The 25,907-nt window shown below is 47.4% G+C and carries 33 protein-coding genes and 1 riboswitch; of the genes, 18 read left to right on the top strand and 15 right to left on the bottom strand.

Features of this window, described 5'->3' with window-relative positions; genetic code table 11:
- Position 1: 1 nt before the first annotated feature.
- On the top strand, positions 2-1,228 hold the full coding sequence (locus ACN6MW_RS06700; protein WP_419874758.1) for a M20 metallopeptidase family protein: 1,227 nt from the start codon (positions 2-4) through the stop codon (positions 1,226-1,228).
- 123 nt (positions 1,229-1,351) lie between these two features.
- Positions 1,352-1,567, top strand: coding sequence for a helix-turn-helix domain-containing protein (locus tag ACN6MW_RS06695; protein WP_419874757.1), 216 nt, complete (start codon positions 1,352-1,354; stop codon positions 1,565-1,567).
- Between the two features lie 91 nt (positions 1,568-1,658).
- Here the strand turns inward: ACN6MW_RS06695 and ACN6MW_RS06690 are convergent, their stop codons facing one another.
- Positions 1,659-1,967, bottom strand: coding sequence for a hypothetical protein (locus ACN6MW_RS06690; RefSeq protein ID WP_419874756.1), 309 nt, complete (start codon positions 1,965-1,967; stop codon positions 1,659-1,661).
- Between the two features lie 189 nt (positions 1,968-2,156).
- Between ACN6MW_RS06690 and ACN6MW_RS06685 the strand changes: the two genes are divergently transcribed.
- A complete protein-coding gene (locus tag ACN6MW_RS06685; protein WP_419874755.1) occupies positions 2,157-2,858 on the top strand; it encodes a DUF421 domain-containing protein in 702 nt (233 codons plus the stop codon).
- Here ACN6MW_RS06685 and ACN6MW_RS06680 read toward each other — a convergent pair.
- The 4 genes from ACN6MW_RS06680 to ACN6MW_RS06665 form a co-directional block, all read right to left on the bottom strand.
- On the bottom strand, positions 2,762-2,968 hold the full coding sequence (locus tag ACN6MW_RS06680; RefSeq protein WP_419876285.1) for a winged helix-turn-helix transcriptional regulator: 207 nt from the start codon (positions 2,966-2,968) through the stop codon (positions 2,762-2,764). The genes ACN6MW_RS06685 and ACN6MW_RS06680 overlap by 97 nt on opposite strands.
- Positions 2,969-3,111: 143 nt before the next feature.
- Positions 3,112-4,131, bottom strand: a complete 1,020-nt coding sequence (locus ACN6MW_RS06675; protein WP_419876284.1) for a Leu/Phe/Val dehydrogenase — start codon at positions 4,129-4,131, stop codon at positions 3,112-3,114.
- 238 nt (positions 4,132-4,369) lie between these two features.
- On the bottom strand, positions 4,370-4,666 hold the full coding sequence (locus tag ACN6MW_RS06670; protein WP_419874754.1) for a hypothetical protein: 297 nt from the start codon (positions 4,664-4,666) through the stop codon (positions 4,370-4,372).
- 147 nt (positions 4,667-4,813) lie between these two features.
- Positions 4,814-5,326: a cupin domain-containing protein gene (locus ACN6MW_RS06665; protein WP_419874753.1), complete on the bottom strand. Its 513-nt coding sequence runs from the start codon at positions 5,324-5,326 to the stop codon at positions 4,814-4,816.
- 160 nt (positions 5,327-5,486) lie between these two features.
- Between ACN6MW_RS06665 and ACN6MW_RS06660 the strand changes: the two genes are divergently transcribed.
- On the top strand, positions 5,487-5,789 hold the full coding sequence (locus tag ACN6MW_RS06660) for a 4a-hydroxytetrahydrobiopterin dehydratase (RefSeq protein ID WP_419874752.1): 303 nt from the start codon (positions 5,487-5,489) through the stop codon (positions 5,787-5,789).
- 110 nt (positions 5,790-5,899) lie between these two features.
- Here the strand turns inward: ACN6MW_RS06660 and ACN6MW_RS06655 are convergent, their stop codons facing one another.
- The 6 genes from ACN6MW_RS06655 to ACN6MW_RS06630 form a co-directional block, all read right to left on the bottom strand.
- Positions 5,900-6,034, bottom strand: a complete 135-nt coding sequence (locus ACN6MW_RS06655) for a DUF6254 family protein (protein WP_419874751.1) — start codon at positions 6,032-6,034, stop codon at positions 5,900-5,902.
- Positions 6,035-6,121: 87 nt separating this feature from the next.
- The gene (locus ACN6MW_RS06650; RefSeq protein WP_419874750.1) at positions 6,122-6,976 is read right to left on the bottom strand and encodes an SDR family oxidoreductase; all 855 of its coding nucleotides are present in this window, start codon (positions 6,974-6,976) and stop codon (positions 6,122-6,124) included.
- Positions 6,973-8,064, bottom strand: coding sequence for a mannonate dehydratase (gene uxuA, locus ACN6MW_RS06645; RefSeq protein ID WP_419874749.1), 1,092 nt, complete (start codon positions 8,062-8,064; stop codon positions 6,973-6,975). Before uxuA ends, ACN6MW_RS06650 begins: the two co-directional genes overlap by 4 nt.
- A 20-nt stretch (positions 8,065-8,084) precedes the next feature.
- Complete coding sequence (locus tag ACN6MW_RS06640; RefSeq protein WP_419874748.1) at positions 8,085-8,762, bottom strand: GntR family transcriptional regulator; 678 nt, start codon at positions 8,760-8,762, stop codon at positions 8,085-8,087.
- 154 nt (positions 8,763-8,916) lie between these two features.
- Positions 8,917-9,087, bottom strand: coding sequence for a hypothetical protein (locus ACN6MW_RS06635; RefSeq protein WP_419874747.1), 171 nt, complete (start codon positions 9,085-9,087; stop codon positions 8,917-8,919).
- Between the two features lie 105 nt (positions 9,088-9,192).
- Positions 9,193-10,077, bottom strand: a complete 885-nt coding sequence (locus ACN6MW_RS06630) for an alpha/beta fold hydrolase (protein WP_419874746.1) — start codon at positions 10,075-10,077, stop codon at positions 9,193-9,195.
- A gap of 220 nt (positions 10,078-10,297) precedes the next feature.
- On the opposite strand from ACN6MW_RS06630, the gene ACN6MW_RS06625 reads away from it, so the two are divergent.
- The 6 genes from ACN6MW_RS06625 to ACN6MW_RS06600 all read left to right on the top strand — a co-directional run bounded on the left by ACN6MW_RS06625 (position 10,298) and on the right by ACN6MW_RS06600 (position 13,800).
- Positions 10,298-10,462 (top strand): DUF1328 domain-containing protein, encoded by a 165-nt coding sequence (locus ACN6MW_RS06625; protein ID WP_364146165.1) that lies wholly within the window; start codon positions 10,298-10,300, stop codon positions 10,460-10,462.
- A 94-nt stretch (positions 10,463-10,556) separates the two neighbouring features.
- Entirely contained in the window at positions 10,557-10,955 is a 399-nt protein-coding gene (locus ACN6MW_RS06620) for a general stress protein (RefSeq protein WP_364146166.1), read from the top strand.
- A gap of 150 nt (positions 10,956-11,105) precedes the next feature.
- The gene (locus ACN6MW_RS06615) at positions 11,106-12,242 is read left to right on the top strand and encodes a SpoIIE family protein phosphatase (RefSeq protein WP_419874745.1); all 1,137 of its coding nucleotides are present in this window, start codon (positions 11,106-11,108) and stop codon (positions 12,240-12,242) included.
- 99 nt (positions 12,243-12,341) lie between these two features.
- The gene (locus ACN6MW_RS06610; protein ID WP_419874744.1) at positions 12,342-12,956 is read left to right on the top strand and encodes a hypothetical protein; all 615 of its coding nucleotides are present in this window, start codon (positions 12,342-12,344) and stop codon (positions 12,954-12,956) included.
- 77 nt (positions 12,957-13,033) lie between these two features.
- Entirely contained in the window at positions 13,034-13,366 is a 333-nt protein-coding gene (locus ACN6MW_RS06605; RefSeq protein ID WP_419874743.1) for an STAS domain-containing protein, read from the top strand.
- The gene (locus tag ACN6MW_RS06600) at positions 13,363-13,800 is read left to right on the top strand and encodes an ATP-binding protein (RefSeq protein ID WP_419874742.1); all 438 of its coding nucleotides are present in this window, start codon (positions 13,363-13,365) and stop codon (positions 13,798-13,800) included. The genes ACN6MW_RS06605 and ACN6MW_RS06600 overlap by 4 nt, the downstream gene beginning before the upstream one ends.
- Before the next feature lie 87 nt (positions 13,801-13,887).
- On the opposite strand, the gene ACN6MW_RS06595 is transcribed toward ACN6MW_RS06600, so the two are convergent.
- Together ACN6MW_RS06595 and ACN6MW_RS06590 are read right to left on the bottom strand one after the other, a co-directional pair.
- Positions 13,888-14,784 (bottom strand): CheR family methyltransferase, encoded by an 897-nt coding sequence (locus ACN6MW_RS06595; RefSeq protein ID WP_419874741.1) that lies wholly within the window; start codon positions 14,782-14,784, stop codon positions 13,888-13,890.
- On the bottom strand, positions 14,757-17,516 hold the full coding sequence (locus ACN6MW_RS06590; protein WP_419874740.1) for a response regulator: 2,760 nt from the start codon (positions 17,514-17,516) through the stop codon (positions 14,757-14,759). The genes ACN6MW_RS06595 and ACN6MW_RS06590 overlap by 28 nt, the downstream gene beginning before the upstream one ends.
- Before the next feature lie 185 nt (positions 17,517-17,701).
- Between ACN6MW_RS06590 and ACN6MW_RS06585 the strand changes: the two genes are divergently transcribed.
- Genes ACN6MW_RS06585 through ACN6MW_RS06575 form a run of 3 tightly spaced genes read left to right on the top strand, consistent with a single transcriptional unit; the run spans position 17,702 to position 19,391 of the window.
- Positions 17,702-18,133 carry a DUF948 domain-containing protein gene (locus tag ACN6MW_RS06585; RefSeq protein WP_419874739.1) on the top strand — a complete coding sequence of 144 codons (432 nt, stop codon included), beginning with the start codon at positions 17,702-17,704 and terminating at the stop codon, positions 18,131-18,133.
- Positions 18,134-18,171: 38 nt separating this feature from the next.
- A complete protein-coding gene (gene rsbW / locus ACN6MW_RS06580) occupies positions 18,172-18,612 on the top strand; it encodes an anti-sigma B factor RsbW (protein ID WP_419874738.1) in 441 nt (146 codons plus the stop codon).
- A complete protein-coding gene (locus tag ACN6MW_RS06575; RefSeq protein ID WP_419874737.1) occupies positions 18,609-19,391 on the top strand; it encodes a sigma-70 family RNA polymerase sigma factor in 783 nt (260 codons plus the stop codon). Before rsbW ends, ACN6MW_RS06575 begins: the two co-directional genes overlap by 4 nt.
- 77 nt (positions 19,392-19,468) lie before the next feature.
- Here ACN6MW_RS06575 and ACN6MW_RS06570 read toward each other — a convergent pair whose 3' ends face one another.
- Positions 19,469-19,609 carry a hypothetical protein gene (locus ACN6MW_RS06570; protein ID WP_419874736.1) on the bottom strand — a complete coding sequence of 47 codons (141 nt, stop codon included), beginning with the start codon at positions 19,607-19,609 and terminating at the stop codon, positions 19,469-19,471.
- 4 nt (positions 19,610-19,613) lie between these two features.
- The gene (locus ACN6MW_RS06565) at positions 19,614-19,973 is read right to left on the bottom strand and encodes a YtxH domain-containing protein (RefSeq protein ID WP_419874735.1); all 360 of its coding nucleotides are present in this window, start codon (positions 19,971-19,973) and stop codon (positions 19,614-19,616) included.
- 291 nt (positions 19,974-20,264) lie between these two features.
- Here ACN6MW_RS06565 and ACN6MW_RS06560 point away from each other — a divergent pair, with 291 nt between their 5' ends.
- From ACN6MW_RS06560 to ACN6MW_RS06540, 5 genes are all read left to right on the top strand, one after another.
- Positions 20,265-22,328 (top strand): methyl-accepting chemotaxis protein, encoded by a 2,064-nt coding sequence (locus ACN6MW_RS06560; protein ID WP_419874734.1) that lies wholly within the window; start codon positions 20,265-20,267, stop codon positions 22,326-22,328.
- Positions 22,329-22,525: 197 nt separating this feature from the next.
- Positions 22,526-22,624, top strand: a riboswitch (guanidine-I (ykkC/yxkD leader).
- 92 nt (positions 22,625-22,716) lie between these two features.
- Positions 22,717-24,051, top strand: a complete 1,335-nt coding sequence (locus tag ACN6MW_RS06555) for an APC family permease (protein ID WP_419874733.1) — start codon at positions 22,717-22,719, stop codon at positions 24,049-24,051.
- A 216-nt stretch (positions 24,052-24,267) separates the two neighbouring features.
- Positions 24,268-24,453: a YezD family protein gene (locus ACN6MW_RS06550; RefSeq protein WP_419874732.1), complete on the top strand. Its 186-nt coding sequence runs from the start codon at positions 24,268-24,270 to the stop codon at positions 24,451-24,453.
- A gap of 35 nt (positions 24,454-24,488) precedes the next feature.
- A complete protein-coding gene (locus tag ACN6MW_RS06545; protein WP_419874731.1) occupies positions 24,489-24,797 on the top strand; it encodes a hypothetical protein in 309 nt (102 codons plus the stop codon).
- A 110-nt stretch (positions 24,798-24,907) separates the two neighbouring features.
- Positions 24,908-25,879 carry an aldo/keto reductase gene (locus tag ACN6MW_RS06540; protein ID WP_419874730.1) on the top strand — a complete coding sequence of 324 codons (972 nt, stop codon included), beginning with the start codon at positions 24,908-24,910 and terminating at the stop codon, positions 25,877-25,879.
- The last annotated feature ends 28 nt before the right edge of the window (positions 25,880-25,907 follow it).

Here is a 25,907-nt window from a genome sequence, read left to right as displayed (position 1 = left end):
AATGGATACGAGCCCGATTTATACGCTGCTGGAGGAACGAGAGCAGGAATGGATATTGCTTCGAAGGGCATTCCATCGCCAGCCTGAACTGATGTATGACGTAGATCGGACCTCGGAACGGGTAGCTGAGCTTTTAGAGCAATATGGGCTGGAGGTTCAGCGTAACGCCGGGAAGCATTTTGGAAAAGGCGTTATAGGCATACTGCGGGGCGGCTTGCCCGGGAAGACGGTTTTGCTTCGGGCAGATATGGATGCACTTCCTATTCATGAGCAAAACGAGGTTGACTATCGATCAACTATCGATGGAGTTATGCATGCCTGCGGACATGACGCCCACATGACGATGCTGCTGGCCGCCGCTTATGGCTTAAGCCGTCAACGTGAACGGCTCGCCGGCACGGTGAGATTCATCTTTCAGCCTGCGGAGGAAGGCGCGGCTGAAAGCCCGTTAGACGGCAGATTGTTAAGCGGCGGCCGTGATCTGGTCGAGAGCGGGGCGGCGGACGATGTGTCCGCCGCTTTTGCGTTCCATGTATGGCCGGAGCTTCCGGCCGGACAGGTTGCCGTTCACCGCCATTATGCAATGGCAGCCTCCACGCATTTTCGAGTTTCGTTCCGAGGACGGTCAGGTCATCATGGGACACAGCATTTAGCAGCAGATGCCCTGCTGATGACCGCACATTTTGTAACGGAGTCGCGAGCCGCCGTGGCGAGCGCCGTGAATCCGTTCGAGCCCGTTGCCTTCGCATTTGGCAGGCTGCAGGCCGGAACAGTGATTAATGCCATAGCGGAAGCAGGCGAGGTTGAGGGTACTTATCGTGCATTCGAGCCGCATACGGTTGAACGTATCCGCGGCATCATTGAAAGCTGTGCTGTTGCTTGCGCTGAACGGTTTGGCGGCGAGTACGAGGTTAGGTTCCGTATGGGAAAGGCGCTGATCAATCATCCAAAAGCGGTAGAACTGGTTCAGAATGCCGGGAATAAGGCGGCTGGCAAAGACCGCTCCCGCGTGCTGGATACGCCCAGCCTAGCCGGCGAGGACTTCAGCTATTATCTCGACTATGCACCCGGAGCCATGGTTCTTATAGGTATAGGCAATCAAGAAAAAGGAATCATTCACCCGCTGCATCATCCGAGGTTCAAGCTGGACGAGAGTGCGCTCGTACTTGGTGCGAAGCTTTTTGTACAGCTTGCGGTTGATTCTCTAGCGGCTGAACTGAATGGATAGACAACCAGCGCTGTGTAGGCATACTGACGTTTTAGTCCATGTCCAGCGTTCGAACCGAGGGTATAGAGAGGCCCGCTTGGTTAAACTGGATGTGTACGTCCAATTAATGGAGGGTGCCGTCCGATGAGAATTGAGCTTGGCAGCTGCCTGCTTGAGCAGCGCTTGGCGGAATGCGGGATGTCGAAGGAGCAGCTTGCGGCGACACTGCGCATCAGACCTGAGAGAATTGTCGATTATATCGACAACAAGCGCATTATGCCGTTAAAGGCAGCGATCGCAATAGCCGATACGGTGGGGTGCAATGTCAACAGGCTGTATGAGCTGCATGCAATCACTTAAAAAAGGAGCTTCCTTAGCGCAAACGCCAAGGGAGCTCCTTTTTATATCGGAAGGTGTTCTAAACGCCGGGCTGCCGTACAAATCACAAACGCTAACGTCTACGTTTACGTCTGCGTCTGCGCTTTCTGCGATTAAAATACCGATAGGCTTCGACCGCGAAATCGCCTCGTTTGTCTTGGTTCGGATTTTTTGACCGTTTATTGTTTAACGCAGCAGCATCGGGGGAATCTCCTGCGTTTCCTGCATTTCCGGCCGCATCGGAACCTGAGTTGGGAGCCGTGCTGCTTGATGATTCGCTTTGAGATTCAGCAGCCGTATTGACAACTACGGATTTGACATTGCCAAAAATAATAGTGCCTTGGTTATTTTCGATCGTGATCCGCCCGATGCAGCAGCTCATAGAAGCCTCAGCGTCCCTTCATAGTAAAAGACTGGTTCCTATATTTATATGAGCAGCTAGTTTACTATGTATCGGCACTTTCAGGAGTTACAAACGCCTTTTTTACGTTTCTAATAGAAAATCCCATACAAAGTTAGCATTTATCGAAAGAAGGGTATTCATAGATAAAACACGGAAGAAGGAACCGGGATGGCGGATTATTTGTCCATACTAATTAAGCTGTTTATTGCATTTGCCGGTCTCTGGTGTTTAACGCGACTGCTTGGCAAAAGGGAAATCTCCCAGCTCTCGCCCTTTGATTTCATATCTTCGCTCATATTAAGCGAGCTTGTCGGCAATACGATATATGACGGGCAGGTTTCGATATGGATGCTCATTACCGCCATGGCGTTTTGGGCCGGGCTTTCGTATTTATTCGAAAAAATAATGGAGTTCAGCAAACCTATTCGCAGAAAGCTCGAAGGCAAACCGGAGCTTCTCATTATCCATGGCGAAATTGATACGGACGCGCTGCGCCGTAACAGCATTGCATTCGATGAGCTGCGTATGATGCTTCGGCAGCGCGATGTTTTCTCGATCAGCGAGGTGGCTTATGCTGTCTATGAAACGAATGGAGCACTCAGCATTTTGAAAAAGCCTGCGTATGAGACCGTGCAGCGCAGCGATCTCGATCTCGATCCGTCTCCCGTCCATTTGCCGAGCAGTCTGATCGAAGACGGTGTTCCGCAGCCTGAAGGGCTTGCCGCAATCAATCGCGATGAGCCGTGGCTGCGTCAGGAGCTGGAAGCGCTCGGTTATTCCGATATTCGATCGGTCGCATTTGCCGAATGGACAACAGAAGGGGTGCTGAGGGCAGCCCCCCGATTCGTTAAGGAACATAAAAAGAAATAAAGCTTGTCCGCGAAATGCTGCAGCACGGGGATAGGCTTGTCCCCAAACGGCGTGAGCGAATACTTCACCTTCGGAGGTGCCAGGCGAAACACCTCGCGTGGGACAAGCATTACAGGCTTAATTTGCATGAAAAAGAAAGGGCTCGAATCCTTAGGGAGTTGGGCTCTTATTTTGCGTGGACTTTCGGTGTGGACTTTCATGGAAGCATTATCCTAATGCAGCAGCCGGTTAAAAAAGGTACATGCGAATGCAATCAGCTCCCGATCAGCTGCTCGGCTATCTGATCGGCGGCTTCCGCTGTCGAGATGCCTTGCGCATCCGCCTTGCTGAATACGTTCGTCAACGTATTGCTGATTTTCTCCGTTTTCCACTGCGCAGCCGCAGCATCTCCGCCGTCCAGCTCCACGGAAGTGACGATAATGCCGCCTGCGTTGATAACATAATCGGGCGCGTATAAAATACCCAGCCCATGTATCATCTCGCCATGCCGGCTTTCCGCCAATTGGTTGTTGGCTGCCCCTGCAATGATGCTGCAGTTAAGCTGTCCGATCGTATCATCATTCAAAATGCCGCCTAATGCGCAAGGAGAGAATACATCGCACGGCACCGAAATAATGTCATGCGGCTTGCGCGCGCTTGCTCCAAAATCATCGACGGCTTTTTTCAGCAGCTTGGGGTTAATATCTGTAACAACGAGCTGGGCTCCGTCCTGCTTCAAAAAGTGGCAGAGCTGATAACCTACTTTTCCTAAGCCTTGAACGGCAATGATTTTATTCTTAACCGTTTCGCTGCCGTACGCGCGTTTGAGAGAGGCCTTGATTCCAAGATATACCCCGTAGGCAGTCATCTTTGCGGTCAGTTCGCTTACGGCTCCGAGCGAGCCGGATATATCGGTAACGAACGAGGTCTCGAGCCGGACCCAGTCCATATCGGAGACCGTGGTGCCAAGGTCCATGCCTGTAATGTAGGCGCCTTGCAGTTCATGAATTTTTTGTCCCAGCGCCCGAAACAGCAGCTCACGCGGGCCTTGGCTCGGATTGCCGAGGATTACCGCCTTGCCGCCGCCGTAGGGAAGACCCGAAATGGCAGATTTATAGGTCATTCCTTGAGCGAGCCTAAGCGCATCAAGAACGGCGTTTTCGTCACTGGTGTATTGCCACATCCGGCACCCGCCAAGGGCAGGGCCAAGCTTCGTATTGTGTATGGCGATGATTGCTTTGAAACCGATAGAGCGGTCTTGGAGGAAGATGAGCTGTTCATAGCTTTGTTTCATGACGTCCAAGGTAACTCCTCCTTTGAAGCCGGGTGAGCCGTGCTTCCTGCTCCTATTCTATTCAAGCCTGCTCCCCCGCGGTACAAGGAACTCGTTTTCCTTTTGAGCGAAGCAAAGGATTGTCCGGTATCTCCTATCGAAGCTGCAAACGGAAAGGGGATTGGGGTTGCATGAGGAATGAAAACTTCGTCGCTACCGCTAAACAAATAAAAAACCCGATGCTAATTCGCATCGGGTTTTACGGTATCGCTAGCATTGCCGTATTCTTCAACGGAGCTCCTTGCTGGCTAAGCGTCTCGTCAATGGCCATGTCCCTGCTTTTCTCGAATGTCTCGGTTCCGAGATCGGCCGGATGATTATCGTACGATGACAGCTCGCCGGTAGATATTGCAAGCGAGTCGTCTAGTTCGCTATTGGAATCGTTATTGCTTTCAAAATGAGCCGTTAGCTCCGTTTTTTCCTCAGTGAGCCTTTCGTTTAATTCCTTCAACTGTGCTTTCGTTAACTGCGCCATCGTTCTATCCCCTCTCGCCATTCCTTTCTCCTTCTTACCACAAAGGAGCCTAAATGACGCAGCCGCATGATTAAACGATGATTTAATGTTTGGCTATGAGCCCTTGAAAAGTTCTGAAACAATCATGTCAGCCGTTTGCGCGAATGAAATGCTTGAGAACCCGCCGTTTTAGTCGCGCTCTTTATGCTTCCATAATTCAATTAACGGACCCTCAGTGCCGTAAACAGGATCTGTTTCCGGTAACGGTACCTTACCGATCTCTTCTAACGCCTGAGGTCGTTCCCCGATTTCGCCGCGCCTCAGATTATAATTCATGCCATTCGGATAAGCGCCGACGACTTTAAAGTCCGGACTGGCATTCAAACGCTTATGTCCTGTGCCAGCAGGCAGGACGATGACATCTCCGGCTTGGACCGAAAGGGCTGTTCCCTGTTCGCCGCCTGCTTGGAGCGTTGCGGAGCCGCTCTGGACCCCCAGTACCTCATGGGCGTTGCTGTGATAATGATGGTAGTCGAATACCCCGTTGGTCCAACTGTTCCGCCAGTTATTTTCGTTAAAAATAGACTCGATCCGGTCCGATTTCTCCTTGAGGGCACCCGGGTATAGAATAAGCGGCAAACTTGGATGATTAGGAATACGACCATCATCCGCAAAATAATAAGTGATAACCTTCGGATCCATAACCTTATTTCACTCCCTATTTCGCTAGCAGCAAGCATTTATAAGCGCTAGCGCGGCAAATTTATAGACGCCTTAGCGCATCTATCAGATTCTTATCCGCATTATACCCTATTGAACCAGCGAACTATCGTATAATAATCGTAATTGAACGAGAGAGGGCGTGAAGGCGTTGAAGCTTACCGAGGCGGAAATCGAGCAAGAATTGGAGAAGATCGAAGGCTGGAAGCGGGAGGATGGAAAGTGGCTTGTGAAAAAATACCGCTTTCCGACATTTCCGGAAGGTATCCTATTCGTGAATGGGGTAGCAGAAGCCTCCGAGCGGTTGAATCATCATCCTTTTATTTCTATAGATTATAAAATGGTGACGCTTCGCATGACGACCTGGCGATCCGGGGGATTAACCGAGCTTGATTTTCAAGCTGCTGCCGCCTTTGATCTAGCTTATATGCGTAACGGAGCCTAATAAAGGTCAACGCGAAAAAGCCTTCATCCCTAGCATGACAAGGGACGAAGGCTTTTATTCATTGGCAATGATTTAATTAGATTTGCCCTATAGGTTTGCCAGTCTGAGCCTTATGAATCCTGTTTGGCTTTCGTATCGGTGTCTTCTTGGCTCAGCTCTTCGAGCGATTTCACTTTGCCATGGGGCTGCTGCGTGTGCTTGCGCTGATGCCACGCATTTTCACGGCGGCTTTTGGATGATGTCATAGCGATCCCCTCCTTTCCTACAGTAGGTTGGCATAATGCCGCCGTTCTCATACAGGAGGAGGGAGGGATTTTGAACAACAGCTTAGCTTAAACGCCCGAATACGCTAAAAATCCGCCGTCCACCGGTATCGTTGTCCCGGTAACAAATCCGGCTGTCGTCTCGTCAGCAAGCCACAGTAAAGCGCCAAGCAAATCCTCCGGCTTGCCGAAGCGGCGCATTGGCGTATGGGAGATGATTTTGCCCGAGCGCTCGGTCAGAGAGCCGTCATCATGCAAGAGCAGCTTGCGGTTTTGCTCCGTCAAGAAGAAGCCGGGAGCAATCGCGTTAACGCGAATGCCTGATTCCGCCAGATGAACCGCGAGCCACTGCGTAAAGTTGACGATGGCTGCTTTGGCCGCGCTGTAAGCGGGGACCTTCGTCATCGGGGAGGGAGCGCTCATCGATGAAATGTTAATAACCACAGCGCCTTGCCGCCCAAGCATTTGCTCCGCAAAGATTTGGGTAGGAATGAGCGTCCCGATAAAATTTAGATCCATAACGCTCCGGAAGCCTTCTACGCTTAAGTTAAACAGCGTCGTTATATTTTCCGCATGCAGATGCTCAGGCTTAAAGATCTCGTTTGTCGTATTCGCGCTCGGATGGTTGCCTCCGGCGCCGTTGATCAGAATATCGCAGGGGCCGAGCTGCTCAAGCACCGCGGCGCCGGCTGCTTTCGTGCTTTCCGCGTTTGTCACATCGCAAGCCACGGCAATGGCCGTCCCGCCGGCGGCCTTAATTTCTTCGGCAACCGCTGCCCCTTTCTCAGCCGTGCGGTTGAGGATGGCTACCTTGGCGCCTTGTCGAGCAAGCTCAAGCGCCATCACCCGGCACAATACGCCTGCGCCGCCTGTAATCACGGCTACTTTGCCAGCGATTGATTCATGTTTCGGTAATGCTGTCATGAGCGGGCCTCCTGTTCTCCGTTAGATACAGCTGCAAGCCGGTAAGCATCCCAAAGTCCCCACAAATACATAATGCCGAGCGCGCGATCGTAAAGGCCGTAGCCCGGCCTGCACTGCTCATCCCAGATGTGGCGTCCGTGATCAGGTCTTGCGTAGCCGGTAAAGCCGATATCATGATAAGCCTTTACGATGCCTGCGATATCGACCGAGCCATCCTGCGTACGGTGCGAGGTTTCGATAAAATCACCGTTTTCATAAACGCGCACGTTACGGATATGGGCGAACGGAATACGATCCGCAAACTCATGAATCATCGCGATGATATCGTTGCCTGGATTGGCTCCAAGCGAGCCGCTGCACAGCGTAATGCCGTTGTAAGGGCTGTCATAAAGCTTCAAGAAGGTTCTGAAATTTTCTTGGCATGTCATGATGCGGGGCAGACCGAATACAGGCCAAGGCGGATCATCCGGGTGGATTGCCATTCGGATGCCGCTGCGGGCCGCGACCGGAATGATTTCATTTAGAAAATAGCGCAGGTTTTCCCACAAATGCGCTTCCGTAACCCCTTGGTAAGCTTCAAATAAGCCCGACAAATGCTGCAGCCGCTCGGGCTCCCAGCCCGGCATAGTAAGCGCCGAGTTCGCATTAATCTCATCGACCAATTGGAATGGATCGGCGTTTTCAATGCGGCTGTTTTCATAAAATAAAGCGGTCGCTCCATTGCCCATTGGCTTGTGCAAGTCGGTGCGCAGCCAATCGAAGACGGGCATGAAGTTATAGCAGATGACTTTGACGCCGACGCTGCCGAGTTTCTCGATGGTCCGCTTGTAATTCCCGATGAATTGATCGCGGGAAGGCAAGCCGAGTTTGATGTCCTCATGTACGTTAACGCTTTCAACGACATCCATATGTAAGCCGGCCTGTTCGGCTTGCTGTTTAACCTCCAGGATTCGATCCAGCGGCCATTCCTCGCCGGCCGGTATATCGTGAAGCGACCATACGATGCCGTCGGTTCCGGGAATTTGTTTTATATAGCTGAGGGGGACGGTGTCGTTCCCTTCGCCGAACCATCTGAACGTCATTTTCATGCGCATCGAGCCTCCTGCGATCATTTGTAGTAATTCGGATATTTTTCCTTTAGAAGTGCCTGGTCCGTGATATTTAAGGAAAGATGCTCTGTCATCAACTGCTGGGCCGTTTCGTTATCCCGTTGCTTTATCGCTTCTGCCATTTGGCGGTGCTGCTCGTAGAGAGGCTCCCAGTTATGGTCATCCACCAGCCTAAGCATGCGGCTTCGATTCAAATGCGCATTCATCTGCTGCATGATCGACCAGGTATTGCTTTTGCTGCAGCCGTCAAACAAAATACGGTGAAAGGCTTCATCGAGCTCAAACATGCTTTTATCATCCTTGTTGCGAACGCAAGCCTGCTGCAAACGGAGATTTTCATCAAGCGCTTGCATGGCCAGCTCAGGAAAATGAGAGCAAGCGAGCAAAATGACTGCTTTCTCCAGCTGCTCCCGCATAAACCTTGCTTCCTCAACGAGAACGGTATCGATTAACGAAACGAACGTCCCACGTTGGGGCAGCACCTGCACGAGTCCCTCCCCGGCAAGCCGAAGGAAGCTTTCCCTCACGGGCGTGCGGCTGACCTTGAACAATAGCGAGGTTTCGTTTTCCGAAAGCGGCGTTCCCGGCGGCAGCTCCAGCTTTAATATTTGTTCTCGGAGCTGGATGTAGACCGCGTCTCTTGTCGAAGCAGGCTGTAGACGATGATTGAAATCCATACACTCATTCCTTTCGTCATTACACTACCATACTACCATACAAGTGTATTCCTGCGGAAGTATCCCTCCAAAAAAAACCAGAAGGGCTGCCCCGGAAGTAGATAACCTACTTTCCGAAGCAGCCCGTCATTATGTTCGAATTTGTTATTTTACGCTAATTGGCGGCACTCCAAGTTGTTTCATTACCGCTAATAGGACAAGCAGGGAATTTTTCTCCCTCTTGCAGCTTATTTTCCTTGCCTGATTTAGAAATGTAGATGCCAGCATGCTTAACTATTTCTCCCGTTCGATAAGAAGTATTCGCACTATTCTCCGTATTGTTCATAGTAACTAGCACCTCCAGTTATTTTGGTGCGGATGGATAGGGGGGAATCCGCACCTTCTTATATACCCGCTTGGAATGGATATGAAACAGGGTTAGCCATATTGATCATTGATGGCCCGTCGGCAATTCCGTATGTTTCTCATCCCTTGTTTTCTCACGTTCTACCAAGGTCTTCAAGTAAGTGGACATCACCCGTGCAAGCTGGTCAGACACCTCAACGAGGCTCATATGCGCAACGTCTTCGAATGTCGTTTCCAGAATATGCGGATATTTGTAAGTCGTTTCCGGTTGATCCAAACTTGTAACCGTAAAGGTATCATCCGGCTTAATGACGGCATCCTCGGAGCCTGCTACCAGCAAGACCGGGAATTTTGCCTCTGCCAGCACATGGCTTCGGTCAGGGCGCTGCATCATTCCTTCCAAGGTAGAGATCGCTGCGCACGCATCCATCTCTTGCCCTACGTTAATGAGTTCATGGACCTCATTATGCATTTCTCCAAGTTTCTTATCGGTAAACAAATTCGGTATAATCCCGTAAAGATATTTTGAAATTCCTTTTTCACGGATAGCTTCAATATCCTCCAGCCGTTTCTCCTTCGTGATCTCTGAATCCGGAAGCACAGTGGAATGGATAAGCGCGAAGCCTGCAAGTTTGTTCGGGTAATGTTCCGCGAAAGCAGCCGTAACGTAACCGCCCAAGGAATGCCCAAACATAACAACCTTCTCGATATGAAGCGCCGTCAAGAGCGCAGCGATATCCTCCGCCATCAGATCCATCGTATATGTTCCCTCAGAAGCCGTGGAGCCGCCATGACCGCGCAGGTTCGGAATAATGACACGATAATTTTCGCTAAGCAATGGACAAATTTTTTGCCAGTATTGGGATGAGCCGCAAAAGCCGTGGAGCAATACAACGACATTTTCGTTACTACTTCCACATTCTTCATAGACCAAATCGATGCCATTAACGTAGATACGTTGTTTTTCCATCGATCTTCACCAGCCTTTTCTATTATCGTTTTGTTTGGTGTAGTCTCTTAACCTATTCAAGAGCTTCTGAAACATCCGAAAAAAGCTGGCTTTTATTTCTTCATTAATAGACGGCCTTTTGACCGCGAAGCGGATAAATCGGCTGTTTCAAAGGGCTGCCGGCTGGTTAATAACATGACAAGTTAACAAAAACAGTATCTCAAAGGGAAGGGTGATTCCAATGTTAGGATGGGCAGTATTATTTTTCATCTTTGCAATCGTTGCAGGCATATTCGGCTTTCTAGGAATTGCATCCGCACTAGCTGGAATAGCAAAAGTTCTATTCGTCGTATTCATCGTACTCTTTATCGTATCTCTCATCGTTGGCAGAAGACGAGTCAGTTAACTTCCTTTAAGGAGGCGGGCGTCCATATCTGGGCATCATGCTGGCTGCTTAATGAAGAAAGACAATAATTAATATGAAAATAGGAGGAATTACAATGAATAACCTAGATAATACAAAGGTACACACGGTAAACAATGTCGTTGAGGTTCAAGAGCAGGTTTATAAGTTCCAAACGGAAGGGTATGCGAAGGACAAAATTTTTGTTCTGACCCATGACAAGGATCGGACGAAAAGGATCGTCGATAATACGGACGCTGAGAAAATCGGTATTGCGGAAGAAGGCTTCGGATCAGCGATTGCGAATATATTCCGATCAAACGGGGACGAACTTCGTGCGAAGATGAGATCGCTCGGTATTTCCGAGCAGGAGTCGCAGCGTCTTGAACGCGAGATGGACCAAGACAAAATTTTGGTCATCGCATGGGGAGGCCGGGAATATTCGGGAGAAGAATTTGACCCTGCCGTATATTATTATCCTCACTACGTCGTTTAAGAGCTGGATCCTCTACTTCGCAGATGATCATGCAAGACCTATCCGAGAGGGTAGGTCTTTTATTGGTCATTTGTCCTATAAAAAGTTGACTCTGTTTACTGTTACGATCACAATATAGATAGCAGGTAATGGAGTTAAAGGAGCATATATATGAGTATTATAATCGTGGATGATAACGCGACAAACCAGATCATTATTAAAGCAATTTTAAATAAAGAGGGTTATGAGGATTTGAAGATCGCTTCATCGGCGATGGAGCTGTACAGCATGCTCGATATTGATAGCACGTGCACAGCCGAGGCTAACGTGGATTTGATTCTAATGGATATGATGATGCCCGAAATCGACGGCCTAGAGGCATGCAAACGGATTTTACAGGTAGAGCGTTACAAGGATGTTCCGATTATATTTGTTACCGCGCTCGGCGATTCGAATAAAATGGCGGAAGCGCTGGATGCGGGAGCAAGCGATTATGTGATGAAGCCGATCAACAAGATGGAACTTCTCGCGCGTATTCGTTCCTCTTTGCGTCTGAAGCAGGAGATTGATTGGCACAAAGAAAGAGACAGGCAAATGCAGGCGAAGCTAGAGCTTGCCAAAAAAGTTCAAAGGAATGTATTAAGTCAGCCTATAAATGATGACAATATAGCAGTAAGCGCGGTTTATCAGCCATCCTCTGAGCTTGCGGGCGATTTTTACGCATGGTACCGCATTGACGAGAACCGGTACGGCGTTATTTTGCTTGATATGATGGGACATGGTATATCTTCATCGCTCGTTTGTATGTATATATCTTCGGTTCTTAAGGATACCATTACGCGAATAACGGAACCGGACCTCGTAATGCATGAGCTCAACCGGTACATGAACCAGCTGTATAAGAAGGAAGAACTGCTTAATTATTATTTCACTGCGATCTACTTGGTGCTGGATACAAAAAAACGAGTCATCGAATATGTCAATGCCGGTCATCCCCCTGGCAAAATTCTTTCAGGCGGCCAATTTACGCTGCTGACTGAGGGCTGCTGCGCGATCGGATTGTTTGATCGGATTGAAATTCAAAAAGGCTTCATTCCTTATGACGGGAATATGAAGATTTTCCTTTATACGGACGGGTTAAGCGAATCCATCAGCGAGGATGACGATACTAACCTTGATTCGCTTATCGAGCGTTTGAGCCGTGAGGAACCGTCCGTGCATGCTGAAATCGTAAGCGGATTTGTTTCGGCGTACGACAACGAAAGCCAGAAGGACGATATCTGTTTAGTGATGATCGAAACCAAATAAAATAAATGCAAGCAACCTGTTTCAAACCCTCGGCAGCGGTTTAAATATATTTATCAAGCAAGAGAATGAAGGATTTATCCCGCATAGGAGGGAGACCATATGAAGAATTTTATTATTATCGGCTGTTTGATCGGAAGCATCTTCGCTTTTACGGGTGATCTTGGGCCTGTCGCCACTACGTTACCCGCTACAATGGATTCAAGCTCTGTGGCGGCCGAAGCTTCTGCCAAACCAGCCAACAAAATAGTGACTGCTTCTAGGCCTCCTTCAACCGTAACGGAAGTTACCTATGCAAAAGAAGAAGCAAGCGTTCCCGAAGTGAAAAAACCAGTCTTTACGCTTCAAAACGTTAACGGCATTACCCTCTATGATGACCCGGGCAGCGTAGTTAAGAAGCTGGGCAAGCCGGAAAAGATTACGGAGGATCCCTATTTGAAGGAATTGGAAACTTACCAATACCCGAATATGGATGTTATCTTTAGCGATGGAATGATTTTTTCCGTTGAAATAGCTGAAGGAACAAAATCGCTGATGATTGATGGACATAAGGTTGCTGCAACGGTCGAAGCGGTAAAAGAAGCGCTGGGTCAGCCTGATTATATTACGGAGGACGGTATCGTATTTGAAAGAGGGGAAGCTTTGTTAAAGCTTTTTATCGATCCGGATACGGGGAAGTTAACGTCTATTCATTACTTCCAGAGCTTCTCGATGTAGGAAATCGGATATGCATCTTGTACAATGAGAAGGATCTTGATACTATTTATTAAACAAACGCGAGCGGAGTGAATGAAATGAAAGCTGAGCAATTTCAAGTGAACCAGGAAGAGAAACAAGATCAATTTATTCTTCATGTAAGCGGGGAACTGGATTTGTCTATGGTGCCGCAGCTGCGGGCTGCTTTAGAACCGGTTATGAACCGTACGGATAAAGCTTTGGTATTAAATCTCAAACAATTAAAATATATCGACAGTACCGGAATCGGCATTATCGTTTCGGTGCTGAAGCTGCGTGATGAGCTTAAGGCGCCTTTTTACGTACGCGAAATTCCAGCGGCCGTGAAACGCTTGTTTGATCTTACGGGTATTTCCAGATATCTAACAGAAGGGACAGAGGCTCAAGCATGAATGCCATTCGTTTACAAATACCGGCCCATGCAGACTATATCGATATGGTCAGAATCTGTCTTTTTGGAATCGCCTCAAAAATGAACTATGCCTATGAAGAAATGGAGGATATGAAGGTTGCCGTTTCGGAAGCTTGCAATAATGCGGTTATTCATGGCGCTCAGGGTGCCAGCGAGGATCTAATCGACGTTTTGTTTGAATCCAAGGATTCTGGTCTCACTATAAAAGTGAAGAACAGCGGCCCTTCATTTCTTCCGCCTGCAGCCATTGAGAAAGCTGCTCCGCTGCCTGAGGTTGACATAAGCGGGCTTAAGGTTGGCGGACTTGGCATTTATTTGATGCAGGCGCTGATGGATGAGGTAGAGGTAAACGCATCTGAGAGCGGTACGGAAGTCGTTCTGACGAAATACTTGGATACTGAAGCTGCGCGATAGAAGAGGCTTCGGTTTTCTGTTTGTAAAAAAGGGAAATGACGATGTTGTCATTTCCCTTTTTTTCGTTTCTATCGGGATGGAGCGATTTTAGCTGCTTCCATTTATTTTCCTGAAAATACGTTCAGGAGCGTTAAAGTCCCTATATTGCTCTTTATGATCGGAGATAATCGATTCCATGTTACCAAGCACTAAGAAACCTTGATTCGCCAGGCTTCCAAAAAACAAATCATGAACGCGCTGCTGAAGAGCCGAATCGAAATAGATGAGAACGTTTCGGCATAAAATGACGTGAAACTCATTAAAAGAACGATCCGTAGCCAGATTATGCTGCGCAAACATCATGTTTTCTTTAAGGTAAGAGTGGAACAAAGCATTTTCATAATCAGCCTTATAATAGGAGGAAAATTCTTTCGTGCCGCCGGCTTGCAGGTAGTTTTTCGTGAAGGTCTGCATACGTTTGATCGAAAATTTGCCGAGCTTCGCGCTCTCGATCACATGCTCGTTCATATCTGTAGCGTAAATCTTAGTTTTGCCGAGCAGACCTTCTTCCTGCAGCAGGATGGCCATGGAATAAACCTCTTCTCCCGTCGCGCAGCCTGCATGCCAAATCCGGATTTCGGGAAGATCGCGCAGCAACGGGACGACCTCCGTGCGGAAGGAGGCGAAAAAGCTTGGATCACGGAACATTTCGGTTACTTTAATCGAAAAATCATTTTGCAGCTTTTCCATAAACCCTGGTTCATGCAGCGCCTTCTCCAGCAGCGATGTTATCGTAGTCAGTCCTTCGAGATTCATCCGATGCTGGATACGTCTGCGCAGCGAGGAACGCAGGTAGTTTCTGAAGTCGAAGCCGTAGACCCTGTATATGCCATCCAAAAACAAATCGATCTCTATGCGTTCCAGCTCGTCTAACGATAATTCATCGAGAATGCCATCATCCTCATTAAACGGTATGCTCAATTCCCCACCTGCTTTGTCAGCCATACGCGCATAAGCGAGAAGAGCTGATCCATATTTAGCGGTTTGCTAATGTAATCGGAAGCACCGGCCTCCAAGCATTTCTCGCGGTCGGTTTTCATTGCTTTGGCCGTAAGGGCAATAATAGGCGTCTGTTTGATATCCGAGTCTTGACGAATGGCTTTCATGGTTTCATAACCATCCATAATGGGCATCATAATGTCCATGAGTACAAGGTCGAAATCTTTTTGCCGTTCAATTATTTGCATACATTGTTTGCCGTTATTCGCGACAGCCACTTGGATGCCTTTGTTCTCAAGCGCTTTGACCAGTGCAAATACATTACGGGAATCGTCCTCTACCAGCAGAACCTTCTTCCCTTTAAAGAGAGAGCCTTCAAAATCAGCAGAGTCGCTTACCTTATAATCGATAACGTCGGGCGCTGAGACCGTAATAGGAGCTTCAGTTAAAGGCTCTGCGCTTGCAGCGACTTCCTGGTTAAGAACAACGAGCTGCTCCTTTTCCATATTCGGGAGGCTTGGAACAAAAAGAGTAAAGGTGCTTCCCTTCTCAGGCGTGCTTTCAAGGATGATACGCCCTTTCAGCAGCTTGGTAAACTCATTGCAAATGGACAAGCCTAAGCCCGTACCGCCGTATTGGCGGTTCGTTTCGCCGTCCACCTGCTGGAAGGCCTCGAAAATAAGCTGCTGTTTATTTATCGGGATGCCGATTCCGGTATCGGTTACCGAAATCGCGACTACGGCGTTATCCAAGTGAGCCGGCATATATTTATGCACGTCATGCGGATCAGCTTTTTGAATGGATAAAGTAACCGATCCTTTTTCCGTAAATTTAAAGGCATTGGACAAAAGATTTTTCAAAATTTGCTGGAGCCGCTGACCATCCGTATACAGCAATGAAGGAACATCGGCATTTAAACGGACATGGAATGCGATATTCTTATTCTCGGCTACGGGATTAAAAAGCAGCTGCATATGCTGAGGAATTTCACTGATATTCACTTCATCCATCGTTAAGATAACCTTACCCGCCTCAACCTTGGATAAATCAAGAATATCATCAATAAGCGCTAATAAATCGTTTCCGGAAGTATTGATGACCTCGGCATAACCTTTTTCTTGCTCGGTTAGCGTTTTATTTTCATTTTCGGCAAGCATCTGCGAAAGAATCAAGATGCTGTTTAACGGCGTCCGAAGCTCATGCGACATGTTGGCCAAAAAATTGGATTTGTACTGCGAGCTTCTTTTTAGCTCCTCGGAATAGTTCTCGAGCTCTTCCTTCGCTTTTTCGAGCTCTTTCGTCTTCTGTTCGGCGAATAGATTCTGTTCCTCTAGATGCTCGGTAGTCATGCGCATTTCCTCTTGCTGCATTTGCAGCTCTTCGGACTGCGTTTGCAACTCCTCTGTTTGCGTCTGCAGCTCTTCCGTTAAGACTTGGGACTCGCTAAGCAATCTTACGACTTCCATGCGTCCATCGATGTTATTAATTGCTACGCCAAAATGGCTTTCGATTTGCTCAAGCAGCTTTAAATGCTGGGAAGTAAAGGATTCCGCCGAAGCAAATTCAACGACGGCAGTCACCTTGCCTTCAAATTCAAAAGGAACAATGAGAAAGCTTTTCGGCTCTATTTTTCCTAGGCCGGATGTCAAGCTTACCGGATGCTCTGGAGCGGTGTTCAATAAGAATGTACGTTTATCGACCGCGGCTTGGCCGATTAATCCTTCGCCTAAACGGAAGCTTTCGCGGCCTGCATTATCCCCATGAGCGGCATAGGAGGCTGTTTTGACAAGTCTTTGCTGCTCCCCGATCCCTTCGCGAATATAAAATACGCCATATGCCGCACCCAGCATAGGTGCAAGCTTGGCAAGGAAGGAATCGGCCAGCGTTTTCATATCATTGCAGCCTTGGTTCATCGTTGCAATCTCGGCAACCTTTTGCTGGATCCAATATTGATCGTTTACATTGTCAAGCAGGCTGTTGGTGGCATCGGCAAGATCCTTGATCTCATCCCGCGTATTTACTTTAATCCGCGTCGATAAATCCCCGCCGGTAGATGCGATATCCGTAATGGTTTTCACGACGTCTTTGATTGTTTTGACGATCGTGCCGGAAACATAAGTTACGATGATGAAAGCGATGATGGAAATGATAACCAGCATAAGATACAAGCTGACCACGAGCATATCATTGCGGTTTTTCAATTGTAAAATATGGTTTTTTGTCAATGTTATTTCATTTTGGCGCATCGTTTCTAATTGAGCGCGTGAGGCATCGATATCGTTTTTTCCTTCGTCTTCGTTGAAATATTCAATAATGCCCTGCGTATCATTCGATTTACGCATTGCAATCGTAGGCTCGCCGGCTTTTTTTATCCAATTTTGGATGGTAATCTTGACTTCCTCCAGGTTTTTGCGCGAAGAAGGATCATTCGCAAGATATTGAAAAAGCGTATTATAATTAGCTTCCCATTCTGCTTTGCCGCGGTTATACGGTTCTAGATAGATCTCGTTTCCCGTAATAACAAATCCGCGCTGGCTTGACTCCATGCTTACCACATTGTATCTAATGTTGGTGATAAGATTATGGATTTCAATGTCCCGGGTGGTCATCGTTTCGATTTCGGTCTGCAAAGAGGAGATTCGGTTACTGACGACAAGGATAGCAGCGCCCAGACAGCATATGATCAGAAAATAGCCGATTAATATTTTCCAGCGGATATTAAATCTTATATTATGCAATTTGATAGCTCCTTTTATATGTCCTTTTGTATTTCCTTTTATATGAATGTTCATATTTTTCAATTACTCTATTATAACATGAATGGACCAAAGGACAATTTTCTACCAACTATTACAGGGTGCATCCAGCCTGTTTCAAATCGCACGGCAGCGGGTAACTTATGAAAAAAGAGGAAGTGATGAGAATGGATTTGTTAATGCAAATCAGTATTGCTGTGATAGCAATTGCGTTCCTAGTTCTATTGTACTCTCTTATTCAAACGCTGAAGGTATTGCGAGGCGCGCTTGATGAGATGCGTCAAACGGTGGGTTCGCTTCGAACCGAGGTAACGCAAATTAGCGTCGAAGTGAAAGAGGCCATCCATAATACGAATGCGATGACGCTGGATGTGCGGACCAAGCTAAGCTCTTTGGATGTTTTGTTCGCATCGGTTAATGATCTTGGCCATGCGCTGCATTCCTTTACCGGGGCGGCCAAGGAGTCGGCGGCGAGCGTAGTTGCCACGATTAAAGGACATAACAAGAGAAAGCCCGAGGGAGAACCGGGATTAATCAGTACATTATATGACGGCGTCATTTCCACTATTAGGGTATGGAACAAAGTTAAGAAAATTTGAGTTATAATAGGAACATACAAGAGAGGATAGAAGACATTATGAACTCATTCATTCATTTGACGATTCCTGCTCGGGCGGAATTTATCGATATAGTAAGGCTCACATTGTTTGGCATTGCGAACAAAGCAGGTTTTTCGTATGAAGAAATCGAAGATATGAAGGTAGCGGTAACAGAGGCTTGCACTAACGTAGTGCTCCATGCGTACGGCAATTCACGTCCCGGGGAAATTGAAATTAGCTTTGAGCTTGAAGGAAACGGGATTACGATTCGGATCAAGGATGAGGGCACCAGCTTTAAATACGAGCCGGCAGGAAATAAATCCGTCACCCTCCACGATAAGGAACTAAGCGAAGTGACTTCGGGCGGACTTGGTCTATTTATGATGCATGCGCTAATGGATAAAGTCGAGATATTTTCCGGGAGAGGTACCGAGGTAATTCTCACCAAGCTCTTGGGTAGGAAAGAGGAGATGGCATGAACGCGAATTCATCCTTCCTGGATCCAAAAGAAACAATTGAAAAAATGAAAGTTTATCAGGATACGAATTGCAATGATGTGGCAACGGAGTTGCTGCAGCATTATGAACCAATCGTAAAAATGGCAGCGGCTAAAATGTCGCGAAGCCGGCCTGATCTCTATGAGGATCTTTATCAGGTCGGCCAGCTGTCCATGCTGCGCTTATTTAAGCAATTTGACAGCTCGCGGGAAATTCCGTTTGAGGGCTATGCGATGAAGAGCATCATCGGCCATCTGAAAAACTATTTGCGTGATAAGTCTTGGTATATCCAGGTGCCAAGACGAATCAAGGAAAAAGGCCTGCTTATTCAGCAGGCTATCGATCACCTTACGGTGGAGCTTGGGCATTCGCCCAAGATGGAAGAGATTGCAGGCCATTTGGGTCTATCGGTGGAAGAAACCATTGAGGTGCTCTCTTGCCGGGAATCCTATCATTATGTTTCTCTTGACACGCCTTTATCCAGCGAAGGGGAAAGTGCAGCTACAATAGGCGATCTCATTGGCTCAGACAAAGACGATTATCAGAACGTCGATAATCGTCTTGATCTGGAGGAAGCGCTCGATCAATTGAAAACAGAAGAAAAGACCGTGCTGCTGCTCGCCTATCACAATGGTAAATCCCAGCGTGATATCGCTGACCAGCTCGGCGTATCGCAAATGAGCGTATCCCGTATTCAGAAGCGGGCGATCGAGAAGCTGAAGCTGCTGTTATCGGATCAGCATCCGGAGTTCGGCACTTAATTCCAACTTCATTTATAACTAAAAAGCCCCCTTTCCATAGTTGATATGGAAAGGGGGCTTTTTGTTGATACAAGAACTTATTGAGCGGGATCGGGAACCAAACCTTTTTCAATAACCTCTGCGTTAGTATCCATCTTCTCCATGTCCTCACCGAGTTTGAACATTTCATCCTCGGTGGGAGCCATAGAGTTTGTAGTCTTCTCAATATCGGCTTTCATCACATTACCTCCCGGGGGTGGTAGCAAGCCCATCTTTAACATCATCTTTCGTGGAGGAAAGAGAATCCATAATGTTTTGATTCGACTTTTTGGCATGATCCATCAAGTCGCCGGCTTCGTCTTTAATGTTAGTAGCCAGGTCTTTTGTATTTTGCCCAACCGAAGTGGCTAGCTCCTTGGTCGTTTGTCCTACCGTAGTGGCAATATCCTTTGTTTTCTCGCTGATGGTTTTAAACTTGGTCGCGAGATCCTCGCGAAGGCTCGCGCCAGTTTTTGGAGCAAAAAGCAGAGCCGAAATGGCACCGATGGCACCTCCTACAATTGCGCCTACCAATACGCCGTTACTAGAGTTTTCTCGTGACATTTGACATCTCTCCTCATTCTTTATTTGTTGACCTTTTGATCAACTTGTTTGAATTTCATAGTTATATATAAACCAAACGGGGCTTTTTGAATCAAAATAAAAAGGAAGGGATTTACAGTTTAAAGGCGTTGATGTTAAGATTTGTATCGCTTTTCAAAGATCATTCGCCGCTAAAAAAGTTTCAATATAAAATGGGAAAATTATCCCTTTCATTTTATAGAAATCCTAACCGATATAAGTAGTTGACTGGTTATGGCCAACAAAAATATGGAATAGGGGTTATCTGACATCATGAAAATGCAAAATGGGATGTTCAATAAAGCTAGAAATCTATCATTGCGAGTTAAGCTTCCTGTATTAATAAGCTTGTTAGTGGTCATTGTCTTATTCGGAACGGCATCGGCGATGTACTTATTTTCATCGGATATGCTGCTTAGAAAAAGCAAAGATGAAATCAATGCAACTGCCGACCGCATTAGCGAAGGACTAATGACGGCCATGCAACTGCAAGAACAGTCCTCCTTTCTGGCTTCCGATCATAACACCTATCGTGATCTGCTGGTGCTTCGTAAAGGAGGAACGATGTCAGATGCTGCTTTTTTCGCGGCATCGAATGCGTTATTTGAGAAAGCAAACGCGACGATTATGCATAGCTTTGAAGGCACGCGCGGAAATGAATCATTTTTGCTTATCGATCATAAAGGGATTATCGTATCGGGAACCAATACGGAAAACATTGGTCAATCGCGCGCTGACCGCGAATACTTTACGGAAGCGATGAAAGGCCAAAGTTTTATATCGGATGCCATTATCTCGAAGAGCAGCGGGAAAATACTGCTTGCGTTCTCGCATCCCATTAAAGACGAAAAGGGACAGGTCGTCGGTGTTTTTGCAACCACGATAGACAGTAATTTTTTTGTGGATAAATTGGGAGCCATCAAAATAAACGGACAAGGGAAAATTGAAATACTGAGCCGCGGAGGTATTATTCTTTATAGTTCGACGGATCCTTCCAGGAACGGAGAAAGCATTGGCGATGGTCCGGAAATTAAAGCTTTTTTAGCGGACAGGGCTGTCGGGGAAATTAAAGTACAAACCACGGAGATTGGCAACGACTATCTGAGAATTAATAAGATACCGGGCGCCGACATTATTGTTTCCGTTATCGATTCCTATGAGGATATCAATCGTCCGGTCCAAGATATGCTTCTTAAAACGCTGCTTATTACCGTGCTGGCTGTTATCGTAGCCGTTGGTTTTGGACTCCTCCTTTCGAGGTACATTACAAATCCGATTTCCCAGCTTACATTGCTCTTTAAGCGGTTGGCGTCCGGTGATCTTACGATAGCAGCAAACGGCAAATATGAGAGCGAGTTCAAGGATTTGGCAGATAGCTTCAACAGCATGGTCATTCAAAACAATCAATTGATTACCAATATGAATACGACGATCTCAGTGCTTAATAAAAGCATGACCGAGCTCGAGGAAACCTCCAAGCAGACCGCGCAGTCGATTAACGAAACCTCGGTAACGTCGATGGAAATTGCCAAAGCAATGGAATCCCAGTCGCATGATACCGAGCATATCGTCGATAAGTTCCACGGATTCGGAGAGAAGTTCGCTTCGATGAGCGACAAAGCCCAATCGGCAAAAGAGAGAGCGGAGGAAATCATAGAGGTATTTTACACAAGCAATGAAGCGGTCCATAACTTGATACGGATCAATGATCAGAATGAAGAAGAGGTTCAAAAAATATCGGCGATCACGTTAAAGCTGAAAGAGAGCTCCGACCAAATTAGCAACATCACGGGCGCAATCAGCGAAATTGCAGGCCAAACGAATTTACTTGCCCTGAATGCATCCATTGAAGCAGCAAGAGCGGGCGAGCATGGCCGCGGCTTTGCCGTTGTGGCTTCCGAAATTCGAAAACTTGCGGACCAAAGCTCCAAGCAGTCAAATGAAATCAATGCGATTATTCAGCAAAACCTATCGTTTGTCATAGAGAATAACGACAGCGTTATGGAAATTCGTAATATCGCCGTGAAACAAGACGAATTCGTAGGACAAACGCAAGCGGCGTTCAAAACCATTTTAGATAAAATCATGGAAATCACGGATCAGATTAAAGCAATGGCCGACGATGTTGCCCGCATGGAAATGGAAAAAGACGAGGTTCAGCAATCCGCACAGAGCCTTTCTGCTTCAGGCGAAGAAGTATCGGCATCCGTACAGGAGGTTACCGCTACGATGGTGGAACAATCCGCAAACGTACAAGACCTGGCTGACATGGTTGATACGATAGACGGCCTGACCAAAAATCTTGCAGAGGCGGCGGCGAAATTCAAGGTTGTCTAACATGACAAGAAGCTAAAAGAAAGGCCTAAGCATGCTTAACGGCGCTGCTTAGGCCTTTTTTCGATTTCTCCGAACAAAAAACAAAATCTTTGAATAAGGAACATTTTATGTTATATTATTTAACACAAGAGTGAGTGATAGCCGGAATGTTCGTATTTTCTTAAAATGTGTCATAGAACCTATCATTTAACTGGATAAAAATTGTTTTCTAGGGTTCCGCGAACCGTTTGTTCGGACTGGACCGAGAGGAGACGCACAGCTTGCTGTGTTCACGGAGGGATAAAAGCCCGGGAGGTTGTCTAACGACAATACCTCTCGGGTTTTTCTTGTGTTAAAACCTGTACTGGATAAAAATCATTTGGCAGAGGTGTGTAGGATGGAAGAAAAAGTGACGTATCAAAAAACGCTAAAATTGTTTCAGGTCGTTGCCCTTGGCTTGGCATGGATGTCGCCTATGATTTATTTTACCGTTTACGGTCTAGCTTACGAAGGCTCTAAAGGGATGATGACGGGCTCATACAGCATGGCGTCGGCAGCTATTTTATTAACCGCAATAAGCTATATCGTAATGTCCAAAAGATTCTCTTCCTCAGCCTCGGCATATACGTATGTCAAAAAGGCCATCCATCCGTATGCGGGTTTTTTGGTCGGGTGGGTCGTACTGCTGGAGTATATATTTTCCCCCGTCATCTCCTGCCTGACGTTTGGTCTTTACATGCATGCCCAGTTTCCGGACATACCGGCATCGCTATGGATAATTGCAATTAATCTTATTTTTGCGGTCGTAAATATCGTGGGAATTAAGTTTTCGGCCGGCCTCAGTAAAATATTCGTGGTTGTGCAAGTCTTGTTTCTTGTCTTGTTTTGCTTGTATTTGCTTAAAGGAATGGCCGGCGGCGCTGAGGCTGTTGCTATACAGCCGCTGCTGCCTCGGGGGGATTGGGGAATTTCAACGGTTCTGACCGGCGCATCATTGGTTTGCTTTTCCTTCCTCGGTTTTGACACGGTAACCACCTTGGCGGATGAAACGATTAATGCCCGCAAGACGATCCCCCGCGCCATTTTGCTGATTGTTGTTATCTCATCCGTCATGTATATCGCCGTCTCCATGCTAACGAAGCTGGCATTCCCAAGCCTTTCTTTCTCGAATGCGGATGCAGCGGGCTTTGAGCTTATGAAGCTGGTCGGCGGTGCAGGGCTTCAATCACTATTCATTTCGGTGCTTATTCTGGCCGTATTTACGCAGGGGGTTATTGCCGTAACGAGCGCATCCCGATTGCTGCATGTGATGGGATCGGACTCGACGCTGCCCAAGCGTTTTTTCGGAAAGCTGCATGCCAAATATAAAACGCCGGTCAATAGTATTGCCGTCGTATCCTTAGTTTCCTTGCTCGCGCTGGTTTTAAGCTTGGAAACGGCGATTAAATTCGTTAGCCTCGGCGCGTTAACGGCATTTGTGTTCGTAAACGGCTCCGTCATTGCGCAAATGTACGTGAAAGAGAAAAAACGTTCCTTTATGCAGACGATTGTTTACCTTGTTGTTCCGCTTTGCGGCGCCGGTTTCGCTTTCTGGCTGCTGACGCTGCTGGATCGAACCGCGTTATTCATGGGCCTCTGTTGGCTGCTTGTCGGAGCCGCTTATCATCTGTACCGAACAAAGCTCGCGGTGCCGCCATTTAGCAAAAACGTCAGCTTGATTAATCGGATAAGTGTTGACGAATGAAATCCAACATGTTAAATTAAATTTATCCCATTGAATTAGTCGGAAATAAATATTAATGCTTGCATAGCAATTTTTAGCCTAACCACCGCTGTATTTTATTGCAAGCCGCGCTCGCTGGAAAACCGGAGGCGCATGCCAATCGAAGACTCATTCGTTTGACGTGCGTCTTCTTTGTTTTCTAATGGCTGCACCATAACATTGGAGAGGATGTTGACGATGTCCCGAACTGTAGAGGTTGCCGACGAATGGCTGAAACGGATCAAGGAGCAATTGGCAGGCGTTCAATACGGCGTTGTCCAGATAACCATCCATAACGGCCAGATTGTGCAAATCGACCGGACCGAACGCAGTCGCTTCGATACGGAGAAATCCACTGCATCCGTAAAGCGGCAAAGATTATAGTGAAAGCTCTTATTTTAAAAAACGAGAGGCAGCTTATGAAAAATGATCTGAATTCGGACTTATATGAATGGCCTGATCTGGCTTTTCATCATTATTGTTTGCAGATGTACCGGCTGAACCGAGGAACTTATAATACGATAGACCAATGGCTGTTCGATAACGGTTATCCCGAAATTAAACGCAGACGGAAGATGATCATTCTATTTTTGGAACGCATGGTTAAAATGCAAGCGGAGGAAGGGAGGAAGTTTCTGTCCTTTGGAAAAGGGAATTTAATCGTAGAGCTAAGCCGCTTTGCCGCTGAGCATCACAGACATGCAAGAAGCGTGTTGGCTGCCTATTGAGCAGCATTCCCTATCAATCGAATACCCATATCTATCGACCGGATAACCGGAGACATGCTTTATTTGATGTCTCCGGTTTTTTTTGATCGAACCCTAGGAGGAAAATGAAAATGGAATATCGCAAATTAGGAAGAACAGGCCTTAAGGTATCGGCGGTAAGCTTGGGAACGATGGCTTTTGGCCGTTGGATCGAGGAGCAGGCCTCGGCCGATATTTTGGATCTAGCGCTGGATAACGGCATCAATTTGGTTGACACGGCGAATGTTTACGGGGCCGGAGAGTCTGAGCGTATTCTTGGCAGCCTGCTAAAAGAAAGACGCCAGCAAATCGTGCTGGCGACTAAGGTCCACGGCCGCATAGGTGAAGGCGTGAACGATGGCGGGCAAAGCCGTTATCATATTTTCAAAGCCGTCGAGGACAGCTTGAAACGATTGAAAACCGATTACTTGGATCTTTACCAGGTTCATCGCTTTGATCCGAACACGCCGCTTGAGGAGACGCTGCGTGCTTTAGACGATTTGGTCCGCCAAGGAAAGGTGAGATACATAGGAGCTTCGAACTTTGCGGCTTGGCAGCTGGCGAAGGCCCATGGCATAAGTGCCTTGCACAGCTTGCATCGCTTTGAAAGCCTTCAGCCGGAATACAGCCTGCTTTCACGCGAGATTGAGAAAGAAATTATCCCATTCGTCCAATCGGAAAATGTCGGCGTTATCGTCTACAGCCCGCTCGGCAGAGGAATACTCTCAGGCAAGTACCGAGCCGGGGAAGCGCCGCCGGAAGGCTCGCGCCTAGCGGCGGGTGAACCCCGATTGGAAGAGCTTCTGAACAAGAAAAATGCCATTCAAGTGGCGGAGGCGATTAGGCCGTTGGCGGAAGAGAAAGGACTAACCGGGGCGCAATACGCATTATCGTGGGTGCTGAGCCGGCCGGGGATAACGTCAGCCATTCTGGGCGCTTCCAAGCCTCACCATATTACGGAAGCTGCAAAAAGCTGGCATGAAAGATTGAACGCGGAAGAACTGGCAAAGGCAGACGAGGTGACAGCCAAGCTCCAGCTAGGGAAAGAAACAGTTTTAAGCTAAATCCAATAACGGCATACATTCTACCATA

It is taken from the genome of Pristimantibacillus sp. PTI5, from assembly GCF_048572955.1.
Taxonomy (GTDB): Bacteria; Bacillota; Bacilli; order Paenibacillales; family Paenibacillaceae; genus Pristimantibacillus.
This window is presented reverse-complemented; position numbering and strand designations above follow the sequence as displayed.